This window comes from Ferroacidibacillus organovorans, assembly GCF_001516615.1.
Lineage (GTDB): Bacteria > Bacillota > Bacilli > Alicyclobacillales > SLC66 > Ferroacidibacillus > Ferroacidibacillus ferrooxidans_B.
Genome location: NZ_LPVJ01000027.1, coordinates 14,162 through 40,191 on the forward strand (window position 1 = coordinate 14,162; position 26,030 = coordinate 40,191).

Consider the following 26,030-nt stretch of genomic DNA (forward strand, 5'->3'; position numbering starts at 1 on the left):
GGAAATGAACACAGAAATCATGGAGGGCAGCCGCAACATCCGCCTAAACCTCCGCAACCTGAGCATCATCCAGGAAAGCCGCCCAAGGGCGACGACAAGAAGTTTGCATGATGCCAACACTCACTTGGTACGAACGTTATCCGCATCTCTTTGACGAAGAGAGGGAGACCCTGCTACAGCAGGGTTTCTCTCTGGAGCAAGTTGCAATTCAGCAACACAAACTTGTCAAATTTACAGGCACCATACAGTTTGAGGGTGAAAGCTTCAATATTTTGATTGAATACCCAAAGGCTTTCCCTCATTTCCCGCCAAATGCCTATTGTCAGAATGTCCAATTTCAAAGACATCAAGATGTACAATCTAAACGGCTGTGTTTGTATGAAGAATGGAAAGATTTGGATTTTGAGGTTTTTGGACACAACATAGTCGAGAGAATTAAAGAATGGCTACATGGGTATAAGTATGGGTTCAGTCCAGACTCGGAGATAAACGGACCCGAGCCGAAACAATACCATCAACTCACATCTGGGTTTCGCGGAATCATATTAACACCGAGGGAACTGATAGACAACTGGAGTTTCAGCGAAGCTGTATTTTCCATGAGAATTGCAAGGCTCCGTGATATATGGCAGGGCATTTTAGTAGATATATCTGGTGCAGGAAATACCATTCAAGCCCAACCCATTCATCAAGAATTGTACAAGAACTATCCAGTTGTACATGGCATGTGTTTCGATGTGAATAGTACACCACCGTATTTCCACTCAGGAGTTGAGATCGTTCAATGGTTAGAGGCACATGGTCACGAGAATGTGTTACAAAAATGTATAAGTGCCAGTCACCACTTGCAAGACCAGAACTCGATGTTTGGTCCACTGCTCGGGATACGGTTCATAGATGAGGATGAGTTGCGAGGGCAGACGAGACGTCGCTTTATGATTGTCGCCATTGATTTTCAGAACCAATTTCAAAATCCGAATAGTATCCGAGTGACGCCCATGTGCATCTTTGAGTCAAAGGACATTTCTGAAGAAGTTGTTTTTCGACGTGTAGCCGAATTGCGACCGTTGCAAAATATGAGCGCAGTTATTGTTGGACTGGGTACCATTGGTTCATCAATTGCATTGGACCTTGCTAAAGCCGGGATCGGGAAAGTTGCATTGGTGGATCACGGTTCACTGGATGTTGGAAACGTTGTTCGGCACGTGGGAAATTTGCAACAACTCGGTCAACTTAAAATTGAAGCAGTGACTGCCCATATGAAATCCCACAATCCATACATTGAAATCCAAGAGATTCCCACATACGTGGGAGCATTCCAGGATGAAGAAGTACTGACAAATTGGATATCGAGTGCTGACATATTAATATGTGCAGTCGGTCATTCACCTACAGAAAGATATTTGGATCGAATAGCCCGTCAAAGTAACACTCCTACAGTTTATACATTTTCCAGTTCGGGGGCTTGGAGTGGGCGTGCATTTCGAGTGATACCTGGTACTACTGGATGTTATCACTGTCACCAGTATTTCATTGATGACGGCACTTTGCCCCCCCTGAGTGCTCCGCCGGAGGAATTGGTGATATTTGACAATGGATGCGCTATTCCAGCTTTTCCCGGGAGTGGACTGGATACAGGAATTGTTTCTAACCTAGCATCTCGGTTGGCCATTCAAACACTGCTTGTCGGGCACCCGAATGCGTACGAACCAACCCAAAATGACCATATTGTTTGGTACAGCCGAGGCAAAAATGGCAATCTGGAGATTGTTCAAAAGTCGGTGGGAAAACATGCACACTGCAAATGGTGTTAGCCACGTATTTATGTGCGAGAGTGCAGTTACTGCGATGCATTCTGAAATTAGGAAGTATCGGATCTGTGAAACCGGTGGTATGTTAATTGGCTATCGACGTGATGAACAAATGGTCATTACTCACATTACGGGTCCCGGACCCAATGCACGACATCGGTTATTTTCATTCACTCGTGATACTGAATTCTGCAATCAGGAATTGGAGCGCCTGTACTTTCAGTCAAGTGGCGTTTTGACTTATCTGGGAGAATGGCATACTCATCCTCTTGGGGAGCTCTATCCGAGTGCACAGGATTCCCGAGAGATGAGAGCTATAGCGACAACCCCAAGCTATCAGACCACGTGCCCAATTCTCCTTCTTGCAAAGATCGACAAGCGGAGCGACGGACCCGTTGCACAATGTTTTCGCTATGTGGTGAACAGAAAAATTTCTGTCCCAGAGATGTTCATATGCTCTGATGTTGATATTAATTGATTGACGCGTGATTAAGTCTGTGTTTTGCAGACCAAAAGTGCAGAGTTTCGCTGCGAAGAAATATACGTGTCGCTGCATTTTTACTCACACCGCTATGCTTGATATGGAGCCTCCATGAGCGTGATTTACGCTTGAAGGGCCGCTTGATACCATCAAGCTTGGCCAGTAGCAAGCCTATCACGCCCACCTCTCCACATAAAGCATAGCTAACTTATGCGCATAAAGGTGTATGGAGATGACTGCAAAACTCTGCACTTCTAGACTGCGACAAACAATCAAGTCCGGATCTGTTGTTACTGATAAGCTATCCAGTCCAAAGGTTGACGGCACAAGATGTCCTAGTTTAGACGACATACATTTCCAAATGCCGTATTCGCTTGATGATGGGTGATGATTATGATGGGCTACAATGTCCGACCTTAAGGCTTTTTAGCTCAAATATAACGTTGACGATCTATTTTGTCCGTTTCACGACACGATTTGGACATTGACGCCCGACTTGCCACGACATGTTATGGAAATTTCGTCCTTCCTTCCTATTGAAGCTCACACTATGTGCTGGTGGTTTTCTCGACCACATTGTCGTGTGAGGTGAATCAGTATCCAGTTGGGCGAATGGCGGTTGTACCAACAGCTTATGAGCTAGGGCTGAATCCACAAATGCGTGGATTCAGCCACCATAACCAGTATGGGTGCCCTTCATCGCCTGTCAAGGCTGGAAGGATTGCCTTGACAGGCTCACCTTAGCTGTCTGTACGAGTCCCTTAGAGCATGGAGATACCAGTCAAGGTCATATGAATACTTTGCAATCTTGACTGATTCACGGCTTTGGTCAACATAGCAACCAAATCCTGGACATCCTACGCCATCAACTTTTGGGCATTATAAGGTAGCTAAAACAGTGGGTCCGTCCAGAGAGTGGATGAAAATATGAAAAAAAGCATGAACAACGAGCCTTAATCCCCACAAATTGTTTGTGCGTGGTTCTTGTGCTCACATCAATACTTTTCGCCGCAAGGTGTATACTAACGGAAAAACCATCCAGAAAGGATGAAGTATCCGTTATGAGCACTGATAACCGTCAACATAAACACACCAACCGCCTCATCCACGAAAAGTCACCATACCTACTCCAACACGCGCACAACCCAGTCGACTGGTACCCATGGGGTCCAGAGGCGTTCCAAAAAGCCGCCCGCGAGTCGAAGGCCGTATTCCTCTCCATCGGCTATTCGTAGCCCTGCGGGGCTACGAATAGCACGATACGCTGAAAGTGGAGTAGTTTATCGACCTGTCACTGATGCCGAGTCCATATATTACTCCATTGGAGGAAGATGGAGGAACGGATAATTTCCACTCTCGGTTCCAGAGTAGCTGTCGACACTCTCTCTATTTACATCCTGGTAGGTAACTGGAAGGGAAGATATTGCTGTCTTATTATTGCTTAATCAAGGAAGTCAGTGCTAGTTACATCTTCAATAGAACTGGCCTCAAAATCCAACTTACCGTGTGTGTTCTTGCCGATTTGAATGACATAGTTCCCTTTGAATGTAACAGCGCTATCATCAACCGCCTCATACCGCACTTTGGCGAAATCGGTGCTTTTCATCTTAACGTTCACAATACCGCTTGGTGTCCGAACAGTTGCAGTTTGTCTTGCAATATTCAGAGATTCAATTAGCCCGGTAATAGTTGATTCGCTGGCAGTAAATTTTTCACCATACAAACTCCGAATGTAGTCTCTGTTGTCTATGTCAAATTGTACTTTTTCTAAATTGAAATCATCCTGAGTGTGCAACTCCACTTGCGTGACTCTCGAGGTATTGTTGACTCGGTTGGCAATAGTCGCAACTTCAGAGTATAAATTTATAATAAATTGAAGTTTCGCCTCCATAGCAGAATTTGCGGGTTCTTTTGGCTTAGTCCGGCTGTCGAACATTGTATGTATTTGCTTCTTTGAATAAACGGCTACTGCTGTTATCATTTCTGAAATACAGGCACCTATCGTTGTTGAATAGATTCCGGTTAAAATTGGGTGACTTGCTAAAAATGCGTCGAGAAGATAGGAGTCTGATTGTTTTTGTCGTGCACTGATTTGCAATGCCAATTTGCGACGTTCCACGCTAGATAATTGCTGTCGACCTTTATGGTAGCCACGTGTTTCGAGATAAGCTTTATGTACGAGTCTTTGAACAGATATAAGACTTTCTCCAAGGTCATATATTGGAACGGATTTCTCAGACAACTCTTCACCGATAAAGCGTATCTTCAATAGACTCTTCCGATTTTCTAACGCCAAGGGTTTTCATCCTCCCGTGAAGACTGGAATAATGCAACGAATATTGGATCGTTGCTAATTTGGTATCTGCAAAACTAGAAAACATCCTGTTCTGCCATCATAAAGTGACTTAGTACGGTTTCAACATTCAAATTCTCTTCGATAAACTCTTTCGCTGATCCAGCATGAAATTTAACCTGTTCTCGTTGCTTGGGTTTCAAGATACATAAGGCATTATCTCTGAAATTTGGATCTTTGTTTAAATCGATAATCAAAATAGCTCTCTCGACGTTGTTCTGAAGAGCTTGGCGAAGGAGGCTGTTTATATAGTCGTCACTGAAACTGTACCCAATCACAATTACGAGCTTGCATGCCAATAGGTAGTTTCGTAACTCGTAAACGTTGAATAGGTAGGGATCAATGGATTGCATTTTCGCTTCTGTTCCAAAAATAAGGTCCGGAGTGTCAACAGGGTGTGCTGCGAGTTGCAATATGTTATTGTGTTCTGAATCGCGTGTCCAGTCAATTGAACCGTGCAGTTTGTAGAGATAGATCCCTGCAGAGACCGCTTGATTAGAGAGGTCGAATCTATAACTATTCCACTCGCCATTATCGTCAAAGCCAAGTTCGAGATCGACTGCATTAGACTGTGAATGTTCGAGACACAAATCGTAGTTAAGTGAAAACATCCGTATCGGATAGCCAAGTTCTTGCTGAAAATCATAAAACCGTTTGTAATATTGAGCAGGTTGGTAATTGGGTAGCTTTACCCATTTCAGAAGTTGGCGTGTAATCAACTCCCGAAGTTCCTTGATTTTTTCAAAGTTTGTACCGGCAAGGTCAATCAGGCGGTTGTTCCAATTGGCGATGAAGGGATATACAATGTTTTTTTCCTTCTTTTCCAACTCGGACAGCACGATCATCAGCCGTTCAATTCCGACGACGCGATCAAATTCACCGAAAATACCATCGGAGTATATAACTGCACTCTTTATGTAGTAATAGAGTTGCCGATATTTTTGCCACTCTTCCGTGTGAATCAGCTTGGATTCGATTTCATGGACCATCTGGTTGACCGTCGGTATTCCGGCATCAACACTGCATCCTGCCCCTAGGAGGAAAATAACGTCATCTTTTTTAACGCTCATTCTCAACGCCCTCCTATAAAAACCACGGTAAAGCATAGTTGCTAAGATCAATGTCACCATTAGGGTTGAACTTATAAAACTCTGCAATGAACTTGGCAATAAGGTTTGGATAAAATATTGAAACTGGTACCAACTTTGCATTGAATCCTCGCCAGTTTGCACCGGATAGATTAATGATGTCTTGTAAATAGCGCATCATTTGGTCCTGTTGAACTTCGGTTGAATTCATGAATTGGATGTGAACCGGGTTGCCAACTCTGGTGCGCACAGAATTCTTGCCAGGTTGAAGACCTTCGAACCAGACGAGAAACTCGTCACGTGCAAGTTGAACATAAGTACTCTCAGTCGGGATTTTTGTATTGTTGTCTGCAAATCCGAAAAACTTGTTGTGCGTGTTGATTTTGACGAATTGAAATTGAATGTGTGCATATCGTCCCGAAACTTGTCTTACTCCTTGTTCAATGTAATTCATCTCGTCTCTTCGGATTTTGAAGGGCAGATGGATTACACATTTTTCAATCGAATTATCTACATTCTCTTCGATGGACTGTTGAATGTTTGTGCGGAGTTCTTCGATATAATTTGTCCTATTCTGGGAGTTCCCAAGAACATTGATTTTTCTATAGACCCCACTAGAATCTAGACAAACCGAGTAAGCAAAGTATTTAAGAATGTGGCCATCAGAATCTTTCTTGTGGGCAGACCCAATTCCAAAGATCAAGCATTTTTCATTGCTTGGCTTGACTTCCCATGGGATTCCACCCAGTTTGGAAAATATCTGAAGAGCTACGTTTCCAACAGACCACTGAAAGACGCGCGGATCCATGAGTTTTTCGATGCGGATGGTTTGCACAGGCAGACATTGAGACGTAAATAGATATTTTAAATAATGGTACGGAGAGAAGCCTGAAGATGGCATATCATCCTTCTGGTCTAGTAAAAAGACTCCGATAATCGCCCGTGTCGGAAATTCTCTTCGATATTCCTGGATATCAACCAATGTTTTGTCCAGACTTTCCTTTGATAAGTCCGTGAGAATAATAGGTTTGAAGTTGTCGGCGTGAAGCTCCACTCCGAATAACTCACTCATTCCAGCAAATCGGTCACGGTTCTTTTGGCCGGTAATGTACTTATAGAATTCGTTCGCAGCATCACGATGCTGTTGCCGAAAGATACATACCAACAAGGGATCTTCTTTAAGCGTCTTAAATGCGCCGTGCCTAGCGATGCCGGAAAATTGATGAATTGCTTCCTTTCCTGCCCCGACTACATAGGACTTCGCTCGTAAGGAATGGGATGTAAGTTTCAGCAAGTTCCCGTCGATATCCAATTCTTCAGCAAGATCGACGTTGAAGGGAAAGAGACGGGCTCCGAACCGATGGATGAACTGATTTATCTTGTCGAACTGATCGCTATAAAAGTTGACGTTGCTTTTCCCAAATTTATCAAGACTCAAACTCAACTGTTGCACTCTAATCGAATAAGGGGATCCCTGACGTACCCGAAATGCAAAATTAACTAGAAAACCAAATTCGGATTCCGCTTTCAAATAATAGGGTTGAACTTCAACCACCTCATGACCTTCGGCATGGCGGACGAGCACAAAGTCTATACTCTTCACAAACTCATTATGACTATTTTGTAAGTACTCGGACGAACTCAGTGAACCTGTGGTCTTTTCCAAAAATCGTTGCCAAATTGCCCACTGGGCCAGATAGGGATTGTCGCGGCCCTCACAAAGGAAATTCTCAAAGCCAACCTGTTCGGTTAAAGAAACCCAGTATTCCTTGTATTCTGTCGAGACTCGACTTATTGGTAGTTTCGCCCGGTAAAATGATGGTGGTTTCGACAGGCTGTCGTACTCCTGTCTATAAATATGGAATGAAAAATTATGAGGGCTTATGGAAAGAAAATTAAGTTGGATTGGAAGGTTGCTCAATGAACTTCACCTAGTCTCAGAACGTGCTATAGTTTTATCCAAAAGTAATATTCGACATACTTCAGCCAATTCCTCCAATCGGAGGAATTGGCAAGCGAACTGAAGCCATATTCAGTGGGGGACATGGTATAAACCTCTGCATTATCGAGACAGAGTTGTGGGAACCACGTTTGTGGTCCGACGGAGGAGAAGTTTAGAAATCCGTGTTTGTCCGCACTTGTTCGGGTTTCGGAGGAGCATGTAGGATATGGAGGGACGTGCGTATGCGTTGCTTTGCACGAATCGAACCCAACGTAATGGTGATGTTAGGCTCTAATGGTGGACACAGCGAATCGAGAATGTGAAAATAAGTAAATCGATTCGAGGTGTTTATGATGACAAAGCCAACTAGGCACAGCACGGAATTTAAATTGAATACGGTGAAAATGATTTTGGAGGAGGGGCGGGTCGCCTCTCAGGTTGCACGGGATTTGGGCATTTCCGACAAGACATTATACGGCTGGATAGCGCAGTATAAAAACGACCCGAAGCACCCGTTTGTTGGATCTGGTTATATGAAGCCAGATGCGCAAGCAACGCGGGATTTGGAGCGAGAAAATCGTGAGTTGAAAGAGGAACTAGAGATTTTAAAAAAGGCGCTGCGCATCTTCAGCAAGGACCGGAAGTAAGGTATCAATTCATCTATGATCACCGCTTCGACTATTCGGTTCAGAGGATGTGCAAAGTGCTTGAAGTCTATCGAAGCGGGTACTATGCATGGGTTAAACGCCCAATTAGCGAGCGCAAACAGCGTCGAATGAATCTCACCCGACGTATTCATCAAATCTTTCTGTCCTCTCGGCGTTTATACGGGAGTCCAAAGATTATGCGGGTGTTGCGAGACGAGGGCGTACGTGTTGGGCAGAAAACAGTGGCTCGTATCATGCGGGAGAATGGACTGAAGAGCCGCACAGTCCGCAAATATAAGGCAACAACCAATTCCAAACACAATCAGCCTGTGGATGACAACGTGCTAAATCAGACGTTTACGGCCGAGCGACCAAACCAGGTGTGGATGTCGGATATTACATATGTCTGGACCGCAGAAGGATGGCTCTACGTCGCGAGTATCATGGATTTATACACACGAAAAATTGTTGGATGGAAAGCCGACTCACGCATGACCAAGGAACTCGTGATTAGCGCATTAGACGACGCGTACAAGCGGGAAAAACCAGCTGATGGCGTGTTGCATCATTCGGATCGAGGCAGCCAGTATGCGTCCAATGAGTACCAAGCAAGGCTGAAAAAGTACAAGATAAAAGGCAGCATGAGTCGAAAGGGCAACTGTTACGACAACGCTTGCATTGAAGCATTTCACAGCGTCATTAAACGTGAGCTCATACATTTAGAGACGTACAAAACGCGCAAACGGGCGCATAGAGACATCTGGGAGTACATCGAGATTTGGTACAACCATTTGCGGATTCATTCGTCGATTGGATATAGAACTCCTGTTCAATTCCAATCGGTGTATTTCAAAAAAGTGAACAAGCAGGCTAGCTAGCATAAAACAACAATGTATCAGACTGTTTTGATATTATTTGTTCGGGGTGTCCACCATATTGACTTAATACCATGGATGTCTTCAGAACCAGATCAGTATCCAGTGGACACCCCCCGGCCGTATTCCTGACAAGTAGTCAGCTTTGATTCCGCGCTACCAATAACATTGTTTGTCATAGTAATTGGGAGAGGGAAGAAGGGATTTTTGATTATAATATCGAAAATATCATAGCGAACTGAGGGATGGGTCTAGACATATCGAGAATACATAAATTTAACGGTAAAATGAGGAGTACAATGAGCACCGACCGGTATAAGGTAACTACCCAGTACATGAAAAAGGAATTATTTCGCGCATTAATGCTGCAAGGATATGTTATTAGGAGAGACCGTGTTGACTTACCGACGCTAGACACAAAAGAAGATATACGGGAAGCTCATTTGATTCAACGCAGGTCACGTTTAAAGGTTGAGCAGTTGTTCTACAAGTCACGTGGAACTGATTTGATAGACGATTTCTTCGCTAATGGTCACGACGTTAATCCATCTTCTTTCGACCCTGAGATTATTCCGGTAGAATCAGGCAAATGGACAGGGGAACTGTTTCGAGTTGCCACCTTACTTTGGAGTATTCCGGTCAGTAGGGGATACGGTCGAAGAATGAGGTTTTTAGTCATGGATAAATTCAATGGTAAATTGGTAGGCATAATTGCATTAGGTGACCCAGTTTTTAACCTTAAGGTTAGGGACCAGCACATAGGTTGGAATTCGAATCAGCGAAAAGAGCGCTTATTCAATGTCATGGATGCTTATGTTTTGGGTGCGGTCCCTCCATACAATGAACTGCTGGCGGGCAAATTTATCGCTGGTGTATTGTTAACCAATGAAATCAGAGACCAGTTTCGCAAGAAATATCAAAATACTTCTACCATCATCCAGGGTATAGTTAAACCTGCTGACCTCGTGTTGATTACGACGACATCCGCTCTTGGGCGTTCATCTATCTATAATCGAGTTTTTTATGATAACAACAGCATCCGAAGATTTTTGATGGAGAAAATCGGGTACACGTCGGGTTATGGACATTTTCATATTCCTGAAGAGATTTTTGAACTCATGAGGAAGTTCTTAGAAGAACGTGATGATAACTACGCTAATGGGCATCAATTTGGGAACGGCCCAAACTGGCGTATGAGAGTGATACGGAAGACAATGCAGTATCTAGGATATTCAAAAACTCCAGTACTTCATCATGGTATCAAGCGAGAAGTGTTTGTTGCACCGTTGGCAAGGAACTTTAGAGAATATTTAAAGGGTGAGACCGGGTGCCCCGACTTCCTCCCGCTCACTTTGGAGGAATATGGAACATATTTTGTTGAAAGATTTATGGTACCACGGTACGACAGAATTGGCGGCATATCTCATCATTATGTCTCTAACGTTAAGGCTCATATAGAACAATTGTTGACGGAGGATATTAATCGACCGCTCCAATCCGATAGTTTGAATTTTTCACCGTCTCAACTGATGTGACATGTATAGAAAGGGTGTGAAATGGTGGATTGGGCCCTTGATTCAGAAAATAAGTTAAATCACGTCAATGCCAAGGATCCGTACGTAATGAAACATCGTTTGTATCAATGCCCCGTCTGCCGCAGCCCTGTTCGATTACGGAAGGGGCAGAAACGGGTACCCTATTTTGCGCATGTCTCAGGGGCGGCAGATGACCTCGAGTGTAAATTATATAGTCCTTCAACTTATATTAAAGTTCCAGGCAATTATATGAGGCTGCACCTGAATTATATATTAGAGTTTTGGACGGTAGCGATGCCCCCCATCCGTGGCAACTACAAGTACATATTCCTGAACCAGTTTTGCCTGAAGAGTTACGCTCGGGTCGCTTGCTCATTCGTCAAGCTCTCGGTGGAACCAGGATTATTCCATTGCGAAGTATTCAGTCTGTAGGTATCCGTGTGGCAGTATCTCCTCAGCTACTTCCTTACAAAATCGAGGGGATTGAGGTTGAGGAATCCGATTGGATGAATCGTATTTCAGTTGTGCCAGCACTTAGTAGTCAGGCGAATGTTTTTCACACTGGTCTGAATGGCGGCAGAAGACTGAATGATAAAGAACCCATTACATGGGGGAAATCGTACGTTTTATTGTGGGACGAGGCGAACCCTATCAAAACCCCTGTCTTTCTGCATTCACAGGAACTCAATTTGCAAGATTCTTGGATAGGACAAATCGTGTACTTGCCAAAGACATATGACAGTGTAGTGGCAAAGTGGGTCCTGAGCGTACTAGGGCGTCCCATTATCCCTCAGCAGCGCACATTAATTTTGATGAGCCCTGTACCCCTCAATGAACTTGCAGATGGCACCTTAGTTGTTCCCACCGATCAGGAAGTAATCATTGGGACCATGGGGGGTCAGCCCAAGTCTACTCTCACCCTACTATTCACAGGCGAAGGAATAACTAGAAAGATTCAACTTGTTAAAGCTGATGACATGCCTTGCGTATTTAGGTTCGGACATCTCAACGATGGAATGATGCATCTTTGGATAGAGAACGAGCCTGACTGTGCGCTGCATCTCCTAGCACGAACTTCTGAGTTATGCCATCCATCGTTTCCTAAGGTATCTTTAGTTACGTCTGGTTCAGAAAACGAAATTTTTCTCCATGCTGATGGCTCGGTGAAAAAGTTACAGAATGTTCGTGATTCCGGTGGATATTTAACGCAGGTAAATTTACCTCCAAGGGTATCGATGAAAGTGGTATCAAGTGAATTTGATGAACCACTGGAACTTACGGGAGGATCGGACGACGAGGCTTACGAACGTACATTGGCGTTCATTAACGAGGTGATGCATAAGAAGGAAATACCGATCACATTTGATGCTGGAGCCTTCGGGAATTTAACCCTTGAAGGATCCACTCCGAAATCGGTCGGTCAGGTTCGCATGTCTGCGGAATGGCGTAGAAAGGTGTCTTGGGTATTAGGACTGTCAGAGACGGGTTGGAATAGGCATTATTCGGTCATACATAGGCTGATCCGCGCTGCTGACCATACGTTTATGGAACGCTTAGATATACGATTGTTACGGATGTTAAGTCAGAAGTCTTCACCTCCCGAGTTGGATGGGCATGTTATTAATCTCCTTGCTGAGTGTCGGCGACTTGTATACGAGAGAGTTGAAAGGGGACGCACAATGCCATGAACCTGAGCTACTCGGATGAAAAACGGTTGATTTTATCAACAATCGAGATTGAGAACATAATGTTATTTATTGCTGATATACCTCTTAAGGAACGGCAAGGCATATTCAATCATCTGGTCGTCAAAGTCAATGGATTCAGGCCCAATACAAGGCAGTATCTTGAAAGGAAAATGCAAATTTATCTACAACGGCGACATCATTGGTCAGAGAGAGAGTGGAACATTTTTGTACAATTATGGCTTCAATGGACTATGGGCCATCCTAAGATATTGACCAATATCGGATGTTCGAAACTAGATGAGGTCGTGAACATTGTGAGCGAAATGAGTGCAGACGAAGACGTCATGATTAAATACTTTGACGGACTTTCGAATGCCGAATATAGTGTGTCTGTGTCACGACGCGATCTTAGAAATTGGTTCGATTTCGGTCCATTTAATCCCAATGATTGTGTAGCAGCACTTATTGAACGAGCACCGACAGAAAAATTTTTACAGTTTGTCGCCAAGGCAGATACAATACAAAGTACATTAAATGGCTTAGAGGGGCGTTTACAGCAGGTAATTGAACACGTATCTACTTCTCGGGAAGAATTGTGGACCGCTGTGAATGAAACGTTGACCAAAGTTCAGAAATTTACATCTGCCATTGAAGATGTAAGTGACCGCCAACAGCATTTACAGCTTGCCCATGAAGAAAATGCAAAAGCAGGGGAGTTATCCCTTAGAGGTGTCCAGGCGGAACTTGAGGAACGTATTGTACGTTTAGAGCAAGAGACCTCCCAGTTCAATGTTCGCTTTCAAGATTCATTGGCGAGAACTACGAATGTTATAGATCACTTGAGCAGCGGACTAGGTACATTGTCCGTGGTACAAGGACGTAGAAATGATAAAAATTTTGACGTCAGTAAGTTACAGAGTGAACCCGGTCCAATAGATATAATTGAAACCACGGACGCGTTGATTTCCAAGATAAGGAAAAGTGTTAATTCACTTGGTGTGCAATTGTCTGATGCGAAACTGGTCGCCGCTATTGTTACCGCTTCAGTAGGGGCTGGTCAATTGACGACGTTCACTGGTTCTTATTCCCTTACTATTGCACGATGTTGTGCACTCAGTTTAGCTGGGGATGCCGTTTATATCGTTAGAGTCCCCACCGGTTTGTTGGATTTCAACGAGATCTGGAGCGGAGTGGACGAATTAATCAAAGACGCTTCTGGTAAGGGCGCTCCGATAGGGGTGATTTTTGAGGGATTAAATAGGGCTTTTTGTAGCGCCAGTGGAAACCGGTTAAAAGAATTGATTGAGGAACGAATGTTGGGAGTTACTGACGGTCAGCTTCGTTCTCCATACTTATTTGCAACCTTAGTAGATGGACCTGCTGGACTTCAGGAAAGAGCACCGTTCGAGATGGGTCCTGTCCTTTACACTGACATTTTGCAATGGAAAAAGACACCGGGATTTATACAGTCCCCGAGCAAAGCGGCGGGTGCTGTCTGGAACGGGTTTACTGAAGGCATCAATTCACATGGTAGCATGGTCACGGAGCATGAAGAGATACTGCCAGAATGGTTGTCGCCTCATTTAAGTGCTTTGTCCTATCGTGTATTTCATTCAGCTTTCCACTATCTAAATATGATTGATTACGCGAATGCCGACAGGGCATTGTCTTTTGGATGGATCGCTCCTTGTTTGATAAACTTTAATCGTTCTGAATTTGACAGACTGGTTGATGATGATTATTTCGATGAGAAGCTTAGTAGACCACTAGAAGCGCTTGTAAAGTTGGTGGATAGAAATGGATACAATTAATTCGGCGTCTAGTGAGGAATTTCTTCATTTCAAATTGGCGGAAATCGGCAGTGGAGTACGTGACGAAACTGCTGGGATTGTCGTAATCGTTGCAGAATATATTCGCGATTGGCTCTGGCATTTGTCATTGCATATGCCACAGTCGTTTGGTCAGTATAAATTCAGCCCTGTTCATATTCTTCGATTGCTAGACAATGTGGAAAATCAGTTAACCCCTGCGTGGTCTGAATCCAGTGAAAATGGCGTCGGCAATGACGTCTTCAACATAAGAAATATAATTATGTGGACGCTTGAACGATTGCAGGAGATAGGTGACGTGGTCAAAGTTGGAACACATCACTGGATTCCTGCACCTATCCGATTCGTCAAGATGCCGGATACTGAACGAATTTTCGTTTTCGGAGGAGTATCTAACTCAATTCTAAAGCGGCAGTTGCCTAAGTTGCGGTATGTTGGTTTGGGACGATACCTTCTAGATGTAGAAATACCAGATAATATGCGGCATGAGTCAAATTTCTGGCAGAGCTACACTTCTTGGCTAGGAGAGATTCCGGACAATTTGGAATCATGGATCGACGAACTCAAGACTGTGGTAAATAAACACGGCGGTGTAAGTTCAGCGAGTTTCGCTGACTACGAAGTATTTGTTTCCGTCCCGGAAGTACGTAGAACTACACATAAATCGTGGGTTTCGGCCAATGAATTACATTGTACTCGGGAAGACATTTTTCTGTGTAGAACCACCGATTTCACAGAATATTTTATTGGGCAAATAAAGAATGGACAATTACTCAAGGAACTACCTATGGGTAATATAGACCGACAGTGGCTTCAAATCGGACTATGCACTCGGCACGGGTTATCACCTTTGGCCACATTGAAGGATACCAAGATATATTTCTCTCCTCAGCTGCCAGAAGCGTTACGTAGACGTTTGATGACGTGTTTGGTTCCTTTGCCACCTATTGAAGGGCGACAACAGTATTATGTTTCAAAGGGCTCACTTTCAGATGCAGAGAATGTGTATTCGTACTATGGATATCAGACCAAACACGTAGGAGGTCGACAGTCTATATGAACGAGGATAAATCAATTGGCGTTTTTGGTTTAACGACAACTCTCCACAACGTTTTGCGTTCCTATTTGGAATCTGCCTACCATATCCGAAATATTTCTCTCATTGAAGAGAGACGACGATTGCTCGATAAGACGGGAACGATAAGTCAGCAGGCATATGTTGAGTCGACTCCAAGCTACGCACTTGGCAAATGTTACAAAGAGTTGGATTTACCGCATGTTTCTTTAAAGGTTCTGCACGATATTTCTAATCTAACCCCATCGGTTGGTATTTATCCAACTCCGTATCACCACCAGTCGGAAGCGTTGGAGGCTTTTTTTCGTGGCGATTATGACTTAATCATTGCCACTGGAACGGGCTCTGGGAAAACAGAAAGCTTCCTAATGCCGATTTTGGCCTCGTTGGCTCTTGAGGCAGATTCCCACCCAGACTCTGCAAAACTACCTGGATGCCGCGCACTACTTCTTTACCCGATGAACGCACTGGTCAATGATCAACTCGCCAGAATACGAAAGCTCTTCGGAGATGAAAGGGTTTCTCAGATACTAAAGAAAGGGAGAAATCGGCCGGTTCGCTTCGGTTCTTATACATCTAGGACGCCATATCCCGGTCTGCGAAGTGCAAATCGAGACGACAAGCATATCCGGCCCCTGTTTGAAAAGTTCTATCTTAAATATACGAATGATGATGAAAAAGTTGAATTACTTAAAGACAAAGGGAAATGGCCAAGTAAAGACATTAGGGCTTTTTATGGTAAGGAGCTTGAGGAGGAAGATGTCTATTCTTCAGGCAAGCGTAAAGGAAAGCCTCGAATAATTCGACACTGGGAGAAACGTTTGCGAACGCAACCAGATGATAGGGAACTGATAACACGTGACGAGGTGCAAAGAACGTGTCCTGATATTCTAATTACAAACTACTCGATGCTTGAATACATGCTCATGCGTCCCATTGAACGTTCAATTTTTAAGCAGACGACCGAATGGTTGGAGTCAAATCCCGGTAACCGTCTCATATTGGTTTTGGATGAGGCACACATGTATCGCGGTACCGGTGGGGCAGAGGTCGCTCTACTAATTCGTCGGCTAATGGCCCGACTACAGATATCTCGCGATCGGCTTCAATGTATATTGACGAGTGCCAGTTTAGGTGAAGGGGCGGAGGCAGAAGCAGCCGTATTGGATTTTGCAGGGAAACTCACTGGGCTTACTTCTGAATCTAACCGCCGTTTTAAGCTTATAAAGGGTGTTCAAGAATCGGTGAATCATGCACAGCCTGGAACCTTTCAGGAGGCTGAAATCCTCGCGAAATTCAATTTGGACGATTTCCAAAAAGGTATTGTAGAGCATCACCCAGGGCGGACTGCGCTCTTGCCGTTGGTAAGTGACCTGAGTTGGGGAACTTTACCTAGTGACTGGGACGATATACCTGATTTTTTATATCGGAAAATGAAGAATTGGGGACCGGCAGAACTCATGGTTGAGAGTCTTAGCGGGCATGCAGTTCAAGTTGATGAGTTGTCGAGTACACTTTTCCCTCGTGTACCAGAGATGATATCGCATCCTGCTACTGAGGCATTGATTGCTTTAGGCACATTCGCGCAAAACAAACATGATGGCCGTGTATTTCTGCCAACTAGGCTACACCTATTTTATCGTGGCCTACCTGCACTTTATGCCTGCACAGATGTAGCCTGTACCGATCGGTTGGGGACAGAGGAGACACAATCTATTCTGGGATGTCTTCACACGACTCCGCGTTTACGGTGCACGTGTCATTCAAAGTCGCGTGTTTACGAACTACTGACACATCGAGACTGTGGTGCTGCATTCATAAAAGGGTACACAAGGGCAACCGCTGACTCATTTCTCTTGCATGAGCCGGTAGGTGACGTAGGTATCCAAGATTCGTCTGAACGGTTTTATGACGTACAGTTACTGGTTGATGGGGAGCCGCATGTTGACGCACTTCAGGATTGTAACCTTTTATGGTTAGATGCAAAAACAGGACGTCTAGCGCGTGAGGAACCGCGCGACAAACGAGGATTTTTAAGGGTATACGCCCCGGTTCCTAAAACAGGTAATGGAGAAGATAGGGTGTTTGGACGGTGTCCCATCTGCTTGAGGACGTGGCGTGGCAGGAGCAAAATCATGGATTTGTCAACGAAGGGTGAGGCACCATTTGCGAATTTGGTGAAGGAGCAATTGTTCCTTCAATCCCCTAAAATCACTGAAACAAGCAAGTATCCAAATGGGGGAAGAAAGGTACTCTTATTTTCCGACGGTCGACAAAAGGCGGCACGTTTGGCTCGGGATATACCACGTGAAGTGGAGTGGGATTCGTTCCGGCAAGCTATTAGTCTCGCAGTACGAAAATACCATCAAGTTACCGATCGCGACCCAAGAATAAACTCAAGTCTGTATGGGGCTCTAATTGCAGTGGCTTCGGAGTTTAATACGATCTTTTTCGATGGACCAGATCGGAAAGAATTATTGAAAGCAGTGAAGGAGTTTCGCGACGAGCTTGACGGAAGCTTGGAAGTGGCGATTGAGGAAAACTGGGATTTTACTCCTCCTCAGTCGTATTACCGCCTGTTACTAAGACAACTGTGTAGTCCTGAGTTTTCGCTTCGGGCAGCAACACTAGGGTACGTTCGGCCTGCCTCTATTGAAAGACTGATTCAGGAATTGAGGCGGATAAATGAATCATTATCACGAGATGATGTTGAACAAATCTCAGTTTCTTTTGTCCAGGAAGTTTTGTCCGATTATGCATTTGAGACGGAATCTTTGATATCGGCATCAGTTCGACGCGACGCGGCTGGACATCCGCAAAACAGTTGGGCAAGTGATGGGAAATTGCCCAACGCTGTGCGGAATATTTTAATACAGTCTTTCGGACTACGTTACGACGATGTTGAAAAGATTGAAGGAGTTTTAAGAAGAAAGCTGTGTCATTCACTGGGGGATGCGTATGTATTAAAAGGTAATGAGGTCTCGCTTACAATTAGACCTGATGAAACTTGGTATCAGTGTAATGCTTGTACATATTTATCACCCGTTCACTTAGCCGGGCATTGTGTCAACTGTGGAAGTCGTGAAGTTCAACCTTTAATCCCTGAATCTAGCGAGTATATCAGGGCACGCAAGGGATTTCTTCGTGAACCGGTGATGTTGGCGCTTAGCGGATTAAAGAGTCCAAAGAATATAACCGCTGAAGAGCATACAGCGCAGCTTTCCCAGCGAGATACAGGAAATTTATTTGCCACGACGGAGAAATATGAACTTCGCTTTCAAGATATTTTGATTGAAGATGACGAAGGGGCAGTTGATGTACTAAGTTCAACTACAACAATGGAAGTAGGTATTGACATAGGCTCGTTGGTGGCAGTTGGACTTCGAAACGTTCCGCCGCAAAGAGAAAACTATCAGCAGAGGGCAGGGCGGGCCGGACGACGCGGCTCTTCAGTATCCACAGTAATAACTTATGCTCAAGGCGGACCTCATGATAGTTACTATTTTCATCATCCGGCATGGATTGTGTCCGGACAACCGAGGTTACCAATGATCAAAACTGACAATGCCAAAATTGCACAGCGTCATGTGAATGCGTACTTAATGCAAACTTTCTTTCATCATAGGATTGATGAAGGTACGGTTGAGGATCTCAATTATAATCAGGGTATCTTATCTGTTTTGGGAACGGCATCTGATTTTTTTCAAAATACCAACGGGAATCTTACTTTTGAAGAGTTCTCACAATGGGTTCGAGTATTAATATTGGAGTCATATAGCCCAATAATGGAAAATATCGTGCGTTGGTTGCCTACCGATATATCAAGTGACATGTACTCGTGGGTCAAAGCTACAGCCAAGGAGTTACTTGATCAGTTGAAAGCGGTAAGGGATATGGTAAAAATTCCACTTGAGAAATCCTCAGGGGTACCTCTGGATACAAACGATGAAGACACCGTGGAAACGGGTTACGATTTCGGTGACAGTAGGGATGAGCTATTATCCTTTCTGTTTGATCAGGGCCTGCTCCCGAGCTATGCATTCCCAATAGATTTATGCAGCTTTGTAATTGAGGGCAAGGAATCTCGACTAGGTGGGTTCAAGGTTGTGGTGAAAGAACGACCACAGCAATCAATCGATAAGTCACTAAGCGAATATGCCCCAGGGCGACTGATCGTAGTGGATAAAATCACCTACAGATCTGGGGGTATCACAGCAAACTCGTCTTTACCTACAGACCCAGATCGAGCTCTGCCACTGTTTGAGAGCAAGCGTAACCTCCGGCCCTATGTGTCTTGTCCAAGATGCACTTTCGTACAAGATTTGATAGCAGATCCACAAAATCTCGAAAATTGTCCCGTATGTCAGGGACCATTGGAAAAAGGAGAAATGTTAATTCCGGAGGTCTTTCATCCTGAGCGGGGGGAGTCTTTGAATTTAAATGATACGGAGCAAGAGTATACATATGCAACTTCGGCACAGTTCCCTGTTCCTGTGTCGGTAGACGACCTTCAAGAATGGACAAATGTAGGGGAAAACATACGCGTTACATACGCTCGTAATAAGCGATTGGTGATGGTCAATAAAGGTGACAGTGAAACCAACGAAGGATTTTCCATTTGCGAAAAGTGTGGGGCAGCCTCTGTCTTCGACTCCCATAAATTTCAGCAACGTGAACATGTCAGACCGTATAAAGTAGAACCAAAAAGCGGCGTATACGCGCGAGAGCGGTGCGATGGCTTGTTCCGCCAGGTTTTCCTCGGACATCAGTTTCAAACGGACCTGCTTGTCCTACGTATTAATTTGCAAAGTCCATTGGTGCGGCGACTAGATGCTAACGTATCAGCTAATGTTCTTCATGACGCTCTACGGACAATTTCGGAGGTTTTAATTCTTGCCACCAGTGAATGTTTGGATCTTGATCCGTCCGAATTTCATGCAGGTTATAGATTGGTTAGACCACAGTCTGGGGATGCGATTCGCGGTGATATTTATCTGTTTGATACTTTATCCGGAGGTGCTGGGTACGGAGAGCAAGCTGGAAAAGTCGTCGATGTTATTTTATCAAAATCGTTAGAACGGTTAGAAAATTGTCCCGCACATTGTGATACTTCCTGCACTGAATGTTTACGTCACTACCAAAACCAGTACTGGCATAGCAACTTAGACAGGCGATTAGGTGCAGCACTTCTTCGTTATTGCTTGTTCGGTACGGTTCCCGAATTTTCGCCTACAGAAGAACAGAGTGACATGTTGATTGCACTGGCACGTTTGCTCCAGTTAGACGGGATGAAGTGTACGATGAAGTTTGACGTTAATGGAGTTTTTTCGCCCCTCGTCGTAAGTGATGGCACGACACGATTGGCAGTTGGGGTAGTTCCATCTCTATTGGAGGAGAACGAAGGTGTTGTGACTCATCCAATGATGAATGTAGAAGCAGGTAATTTGAAAAGGGTAGTCTTTTCTCAATACCTTTTGGTGCGCAATCTGCCCCTTGTATACCATCGAGTAAAACTGATGTTCGAAGAATGGCGGTGAATCAACCAACCTATAACAGGAGTGGCGCCAACAGAAAAATACACTTATTTCCATGTACCTGCCGATGGAACTCCAAGTGGTAGGCGTATACATAGAGCACCGCGCCGAACAAGGGGAATTGACTTCACATTAAATGCCTGCGGAGGGTGACTCTCGTTACGTGGCCAAGCTCTCTGGAACCCACGTTGACAGTCAAACGTGGGCTAAAACCGGTCAGTGCCGTCATACGAGAGAAACGATTTCCGCTACTGCAAGTGCTTAGATAGTTCGTCGATTTCTTTTCTGGACAGTCCCGATACTTCGCATATAGTTTCGATATCGAATCCTTTGAGGATTAGCTGTTTAACTATCTCTCGTTTCCCTTCAAGAAGTGCTCTTTGCTCCCGCAACTCCGCTTCCCGGATGGCCGACGCCTCGTCTAGAATCGCCATGCGTCTGGAGTGGTACTCGGCCAGCGCCTGGGGATCGCGGCTGATGTCCTCCCACTTCTCGAATGCTTCTTTCATGACGGGGTCCTCCTTTGCAATTGTTTCTAACTCATTTCGGATTTCATCGTCTTCGGCCGCTTCTAGTAACAGAAGCCAGCGGACGAGCCGATCCTCATGTAGACTGACGGTACGTTTTCGCCAGTTGGTCAATAGCTTTGGAATCTCCATGAAGTGAATCTCTAACGCATCGGTGAGCAGGAACTGATCGGTGTCCTCATACAAATGAAACGTTGTATGATACGCCTCGGTTGCTCTCACGTAGCGGAAATTCAAGATGTTGATTGTGATCGTCTGTGCCAGTTCGGAATACGACATGCCTTTTTGCATCTGGTCGGAAAAGATGCAAGACCAATAGTACAGTGTGCGCTTCTCCATGTCCTGACGGTTCGTAAGCTGGATCTCGATGTTGATCCTAGTTCCATCTTCGGTGCGGGCATGAATGTCCAATATCGACTTTTTATCATCCAAGTATCTTGGGCCAAGCTCTGGGTTGATTAAATCAACAGAGGTAATCGCGTTGCCTCCCGATCGCTTTAATGCAGCGTTTAGAAACGCTATTAAAATCGCTTCGCTACCCGGACTGCCAAACAAGGCTTTGAACGCAAAATCAATCTTCAAATCCATGAGTGCCATGTGATTCACACCTTTAAGAACAACCTTTGAAATATTATACCATGCTGTTCGTGAATGTGTTCGGGTGAGCGAATTCATCGGAACTTTACCCGCACGTCGATCCCGTAGCCATTTCGCGCATATTCGATTCGTTCAATAATCTGTTTGAGCAATCGATTCTTCTCCTCGGGCTTGGTGTCGAGAAGCTGCCAAACATTCTCCAGTTCTTCGCTTCGCTCCAGCCGCTCCTGGTCAGATATGGGTCCACCTATGTGCACAATCTCCTTCAACTGCTGAATCTCGTTCTCCTTTTTCACGATGAGATCCTTTTGACGATCCAACCGGGTGCGGTATTCTTGCTTGGTCAAGTCCGCCGACACATACAGGTCCTTCAGCCGAAGGATGCCTTCGTGCAGGGTTTCAAGTTCCGTTTCCTTGAGTCGCAACACCATCTGCGGGGTCATATCCTGCGTCGATACCTGGATGGGTCTAGACCGAATCGTCTCCTCGTAGTCCCGGAGGCTCTCGATCACGGCCATTTCCACATGTTCCAGGTCTGCGCCGGGGTTGCCGCAGCGATTTCCGAACGGATCAACCTTCTGGCATTTCTTCACGAGGATGCGACCGTTCTCCTTGGGCTGAAACTGCAGGGAGGAGCCGCACTTGCCGCAGAACACGAGTCCCGAGTAGACGTAGGTGCCGTGACGGGTGCGTTTGGTTTGAATTCGGCGTTGTTGGAGCAGTTTGACGATTTCGGCGTGTTCCTCTGGGGTCTTTACCGCAGGATGGGCATTTTCTACCACGACCCAGTTCTCGCGTGGATTCACCCTAAACGGGGCGGTTTTTCGGTTTTTGTGAAGCCCGCCACTGGTTTTTCCGTATATGACACGTCCGAGGTGAACCTCGTTCATTGCCAGGCGGTACACCACACTCTCCTGCCACAGCTTGCCCTTGGGGGAGGGGACGCCCATCCGGTTCAACTCCCAGCAGATGCCGGCGCATGTGCTGCCGCGAAGCAATCGCTCCTTGATGAACTGATATATCTCCAGCTTCTGTTCGTCTATTTCGAGGGAGCGGGCTTCGGCGTCATACAGGTAGGGGAAGGGGGCGGGACCGTTGGTCCAGTGCCCAAGACGTGCGCCGATCTTTTTGCCGCGCTGAAAACGCTTTTTGATCATTCGGTATTCGTAGCGGGCGAAGACGCCCTCGATGTCGGTGATCAGTTCCTGATCCTCGTCGTTCATGTCATACATGCGATTGGGGGTGACCACCAGCGTATTGGAGAGCTTCAGCACCTTTTCGACGCGAGCGCGATCCTCTTTGTCGCCGCGGCTGAGTCGGTCATAATCCATGACGACAACGGCGTCGTAAAAGTCATTCTCAACGTCTTTCAGGAGTCGCTTGAACTCCGGTCGGAAATCGATGCTGTCGGAACTGCCGATCTCGCGATAGATCACGTATCGCCAGTTGTTCTTGCGCACAAAATCGGCCAGGGCCGTCTCATGTTTCAGCAGGACGTCCTCGTCCTTGCTGGCTTCGTCGCGACTCTTGCGCAGGTAGACGGCAACTTCGTAGATTTTCTTTTGCTCCATGAGAACCCACTCCCATCACGAAACAGGTTAGGTTCTACTGGCAGCACCTGCTTCGGTTGTCATCCCGGGGGGTGGCGCCATCCCATGACAGATGCTTTGTCCGGTGATGGAGCCCCGCCTGGATGTCCAACTTAACTCCGGTCATTTGGACAGTCAACGGCAGGAGATGGACGGCCGAAGAACACGTCCGGGCCACCGGATCTCCCTGTGCCAGACCGCACGATGGCCGTGGGGTGCGGTGTGGTTCAACTCCTGTCAACGTGGATGCGTAGGCGGGTCTTCGGAGTTCGGTTCAAGAAGGGACAGAACCGTTGCCTCTTGACAGACAGAACAGCGGATCGCGATCGTATCCGCAGACACGGTGATGAGGGCTGGAGTGAGGATGGAGTAGTGGCCTTTCGGGCAAACGAACAGTGGCTTGCCCATTGAGATCCCTCCTTGTCACGAGCCAGAGTGTGCAGACTCAAAACATGCGCCCTTGATACTTGCGTTTTTCCATTGCCCAGTCCAACTCGTGATCGTGAAAGCAGGCGTATACGTGCTCGACGACCGGGCGGTATTTCGAGAGAGGAAGCCCTCCATCCCAACCACGGTCATAATTGACCAACGCATGAAAAAGGCCGTCCCCTTTTTTCGGGACGACCATCAGGGCGGAGATTCTGCCGTCTCCTATGCCAAACTTGGACGGTTCGTCGAACACGCGTGCGTGGACATAGTATCCGTCGACATTCCCCTCGTACCACGTCCCGCCAAAGGGACTGGGTTTGACCGTGAAGTCATATTGCATCGATGATCACCTCCTTTACTCTTCCGGCACGATGCCGTAGAGCACACCCTGCAGATACTCTCGTTTGTGGTCCTGCAACCACCTGGCCGCCTCCTTGTTGTTCAGCATGGTGGTCATTCGAAGGACGGACGCATAGTCGAACATGTTGACGGCGCCAGACTGACGGACGGTTTCGAGCCCTTGGTAAACGGACTTGGGTACATAAATCTGGTCCTTTAATGTTCACCTTCCAACTCGGATAGAGTTCATTGCCGGGCTGACTTTTTGGGATCGTCCATCACATGACAGCCATACACGTTGAAGCCGACCAGAAAGTTAAATCTGTAGGTGATTCTGGCGTAATGCAGCAGTTCGAGCGCGTCTGATTTGCTTGACAACTGAATGGCCCCCTCCTGTCGGACACGCCACACCAAGTCGTCCAAGGTTTGTTGATCCACGGGTTTCACACCTCCTTTCGTTGCCCCATACGGATTGAATGGTGCTCGGCGACTGCTATCCTGGTTGTGGATCACCCAAGATGATTTCAATCGTCCGCGTCGACCACCAGGACGTAGAAACTGGTTTGCCCGTGGATTTGAAAGGTGTAGCCATACTGAATCTTCGCGTACGTTATGAGCTCCAGCGCTTTGGCCTTGCTCTCCAGTTTCAGACTGCCTTCCTTGCGCACGCGTCGTACCCAGTCTTGCAATTCGGTGTTGTCCATCGTCCGACTCTCCTTTCGCAGTGTGACATCGTAGCTCTCACGGGCCGCCGAAGCAATATTTCCATGAAAGGAACGGACGCAAGGTGGCGGCTAACTCGCAGGCGAGGGTGGTGGTGCGATCACAAGCGGCGGTGTGGGGGCCAGGTTCGCCCGTGTCGGGCTGAGTGGGTTGCCCTGCTCTTCCAGCGCGGCGCTGACGCCCCCTGTTGCGGCCGTTCCAAGCGTCTCCCCAGCATCCACAACCTGTCCCCGCGACACATCCGGGCGGAGCCCCTGTTCGATCACGGTCAGCCCGTTTCCGATATCGAGGGTGACGCCCGTGCCGGTTGCGGCCGTGACCGTCCCCGTATGGATGGCACGCACGGAAACGCCAGCCGAGCAGCGAATCTGCACGCTCTCTGGTTGACCATCTGAACCGTTGACGCCGAGGATCGGATCGTTCCTGTCAGCCACGGGCCATACCCATTCTGGGCTGAGAGGATTCCACGCCTGATAGACCACTGCCAATTGCAGCACTTCGCGCGCGTAATCCGTGGAGTGGTTGTACGCCAACACTGCCTGATCGGGATGCTTTGTCACACCGGTTGCGGCCAGATAGTGTGCCGCAGTGAAGATGGCGTCGATGGGGCTGTACGGATCGGCGTTGCCATCCCCGTCTGCGTCGACGCTGTAGGCGGCCCACGTGGCCGGTTCAAACTGCATCCACCCGATGGCACCCGCGGAGGAGACGGACAGGGCCCGCCCGAAATCGGTCTCCACCCGGTTGATCCCCGCCAGAATCGTCCACGGCACGTGGTATTTGGCGCTTGCCGCGTGATAGATCTGCAAGAGCTGTGGGGGAATGGGCTCGATGGTGGCAGGGGAGGTGAAGGGCACGGCGTTGTCCTGAGAAGAGACAAGGGCGCCAAGGGTCATCAACAGCAGAAGGAACAAAAGTATCACGATGGCCACGCCCCAGCCGCCGAGTGCCCCGAGGACCCAGCTGAG

At 46.5% G+C, this 26,030-nt stretch carries 20 protein-coding genes and 1 pseudogene; 10 read left to right on the top strand and 11 right to left on the bottom strand.

The features are described from left to right. Positions 1–110: 110 nt before the first annotated feature. The 3 genes from ATW55_RS07305 (at position 111) to ATW55_RS15760 (ending at position 3,527) form a co-directional block, all read left to right on the top strand. Positions 111–1,814 (top strand): ThiF family adenylyltransferase, encoded by a 1,704-nt coding sequence (locus ATW55_RS07305; RefSeq protein WP_067714870.1) that lies wholly within the window; start codon positions 111–113, stop codon positions 1,812–1,814. Between the two features lie 10 nt (positions 1,815–1,824). Beyond that, positions 1,825–2,289, top strand: a complete 465-nt coding sequence (locus tag ATW55_RS17190; protein WP_423742958.1) for a Mov34/MPN/PAD-1 family protein — start codon at positions 1,825–1,827, stop codon at positions 2,287–2,289. Between the two features lie 1,064 nt (positions 2,290–3,353). After that, complete coding sequence (locus tag ATW55_RS15760; RefSeq protein ID WP_079289984.1) at positions 3,354–3,527, top strand: DUF255 domain-containing protein; 174 nt, start codon at positions 3,354–3,356, stop codon at positions 3,525–3,527. Positions 3,528–3,733: 206 nt separating this feature from the next. Here ATW55_RS15760 and ATW55_RS07310 read toward each other — a convergent pair whose 3' ends face one another. The 3 genes from ATW55_RS07310 to ATW55_RS07320 all read right to left on the bottom strand — a co-directional run bounded on the left by ATW55_RS07310 (position 3,734) and on the right by ATW55_RS07320 (position 7,654). Beyond that, positions 3,734–4,588, bottom strand: coding sequence for a hypothetical protein (locus ATW55_RS07310; RefSeq protein WP_067714874.1), 855 nt, complete (start codon positions 4,586–4,588; stop codon positions 3,734–3,736). A 74-nt stretch (positions 4,589–4,662) separates the two neighbouring features. Beyond that, complete coding sequence (locus tag ATW55_RS07315; RefSeq protein ID WP_067714877.1) at positions 4,663–5,715, bottom strand: SIR2 family protein; 1,053 nt, start codon at positions 5,713–5,715, stop codon at positions 4,663–4,665. 13 nt (positions 5,716–5,728) lie between these two features. After that, the gene (locus ATW55_RS07320; protein ID WP_067714880.1) at positions 5,729–7,654 is read right to left on the bottom strand and encodes a Piwi domain-containing protein; all 1,926 of its coding nucleotides are present in this window, start codon (positions 7,652–7,654) and stop codon (positions 5,729–5,731) included. Positions 7,655–8,028: 374 nt separating this feature from the next. Here ATW55_RS07320 and ATW55_RS07330 point away from each other — a divergent pair. The 7 genes and pseudogenes from ATW55_RS07330 (at position 8,029) to ATW55_RS07355 (ending at position 20,861) form a co-directional block, all read left to right on the top strand. After that, a protein-coding gene (locus tag ATW55_RS07330) for an IS3 family transposase (RefSeq protein WP_423742957.1) occupies positions 8,029–9,200 on the top strand; the annotation gives its coding sequence in 2 pieces (ribosomal slippage) (positions 8,029–8,293 and positions 8,293–9,200; 1,173 coding nt in all). Positions 9,201–9,496: 296 nt separating this feature from the next. Further along, the gene (locus tag ATW55_RS07335; protein WP_067714891.1) at positions 9,497–10,732 is read left to right on the top strand and encodes a Druantia anti-phage system protein DruA; all 1,236 of its coding nucleotides are present in this window, start codon (positions 9,497–9,499) and stop codon (positions 10,730–10,732) included. A gap of 87 nt (positions 10,733–10,819) precedes the next feature. Next, positions 10,820–10,900, top strand: a pseudogene (locus ATW55_RS17195) (hypothetical protein); the annotation flags it as partial. A gap of 113 nt (positions 10,901–11,013) precedes the next feature. Next, a complete protein-coding gene (locus ATW55_RS07340; RefSeq protein WP_235587046.1) occupies positions 11,014–12,420 on the top strand; it encodes a hypothetical protein in 1,407 nt (468 codons plus the stop codon). Next, positions 12,417–14,231, top strand: coding sequence for a hypothetical protein (locus ATW55_RS07345; protein ID WP_067714899.1), 1,815 nt, complete (start codon positions 12,417–12,419; stop codon positions 14,229–14,231). The genes ATW55_RS07340 and ATW55_RS07345 overlap by 4 nt, the downstream gene beginning before the upstream one ends. Further along, on the top strand, positions 14,218–15,309 hold the full coding sequence (locus tag ATW55_RS07350) for a hypothetical protein (RefSeq protein WP_067714902.1): 1,092 nt from the start codon (positions 14,218–14,220) through the stop codon (positions 15,307–15,309). Before ATW55_RS07345 ends, ATW55_RS07350 begins: the two co-directional genes overlap by 14 nt. Further along, positions 15,306–20,861 carry a DEAD/DEAH box helicase gene (locus ATW55_RS07355; RefSeq protein WP_067714906.1) on the top strand — a complete coding sequence of 1,852 codons (5,556 nt, stop codon included), beginning with the start codon at positions 15,306–15,308 and terminating at the stop codon, positions 20,859–20,861. Before ATW55_RS07350 ends, ATW55_RS07355 begins: the two co-directional genes overlap by 4 nt. Positions 20,862–21,106: 245 nt before the next feature. Here the strand turns inward: ATW55_RS07355 and ATW55_RS07360 are convergent, their stop codons facing one another. The 8 genes from ATW55_RS07360 to ATW55_RS07385 form a co-directional block, all read right to left on the bottom strand. Beyond that, entirely contained in the window at positions 21,107–21,982 is an 876-nt protein-coding gene (locus ATW55_RS07360) for an Rpn family recombination-promoting nuclease/putative transposase (protein WP_067714910.1), read from the bottom strand. 74 nt (positions 21,983–22,056) lie between these two features. Further along, positions 22,057–23,553 carry a recombinase family protein gene (locus ATW55_RS07365; protein ID WP_067714913.1) on the bottom strand — a complete coding sequence of 499 codons (1,497 nt, stop codon included), beginning with the start codon at positions 23,551–23,553 and terminating at the stop codon, positions 22,057–22,059. Between the two features lie 255 nt (positions 23,554–23,808). Then, positions 23,809–23,979, bottom strand: coding sequence for a hypothetical protein (locus ATW55_RS16290; RefSeq protein ID WP_160327190.1), 171 nt, complete (start codon positions 23,977–23,979; stop codon positions 23,809–23,811). Positions 23,980–24,016: 37 nt separating this feature from the next. Further along, a complete protein-coding gene (locus tag ATW55_RS07370; protein ID WP_067714916.1) occupies positions 24,017–24,340 on the bottom strand; it encodes a DUF7678 domain-containing protein in 324 nt (107 codons plus the stop codon). 15 nt (positions 24,341–24,355) lie between these two features. Next, positions 24,356–24,547: a DUF5049 domain-containing protein gene (locus ATW55_RS16065; RefSeq protein ID WP_153005056.1), complete on the bottom strand. Its 192-nt coding sequence runs from the start codon at positions 24,545–24,547 to the stop codon at positions 24,356–24,358. Between the two features lie 38 nt (positions 24,548–24,585). Then, positions 24,586–24,777 (bottom strand): hypothetical protein, encoded by a 192-nt coding sequence (locus ATW55_RS07375; RefSeq protein WP_067714920.1) that lies wholly within the window; start codon positions 24,775–24,777, stop codon positions 24,586–24,588. An 86-nt stretch (positions 24,778–24,863) separates the two neighbouring features. After that, the gene (locus ATW55_RS07380; protein WP_067714923.1) at positions 24,864–25,043 is read right to left on the bottom strand and encodes a hypothetical protein; all 180 of its coding nucleotides are present in this window, start codon (positions 25,041–25,043) and stop codon (positions 24,864–24,866) included. Between the two features lie 90 nt (positions 25,044–25,133). Then, entirely contained in the window at positions 25,134–25,958 is an 825-nt protein-coding gene (locus ATW55_RS07385; protein WP_201024949.1) for a lytic transglycosylase domain-containing protein, read from the bottom strand. Positions 25,959–26,030 lie beyond the last annotated feature (72 nt).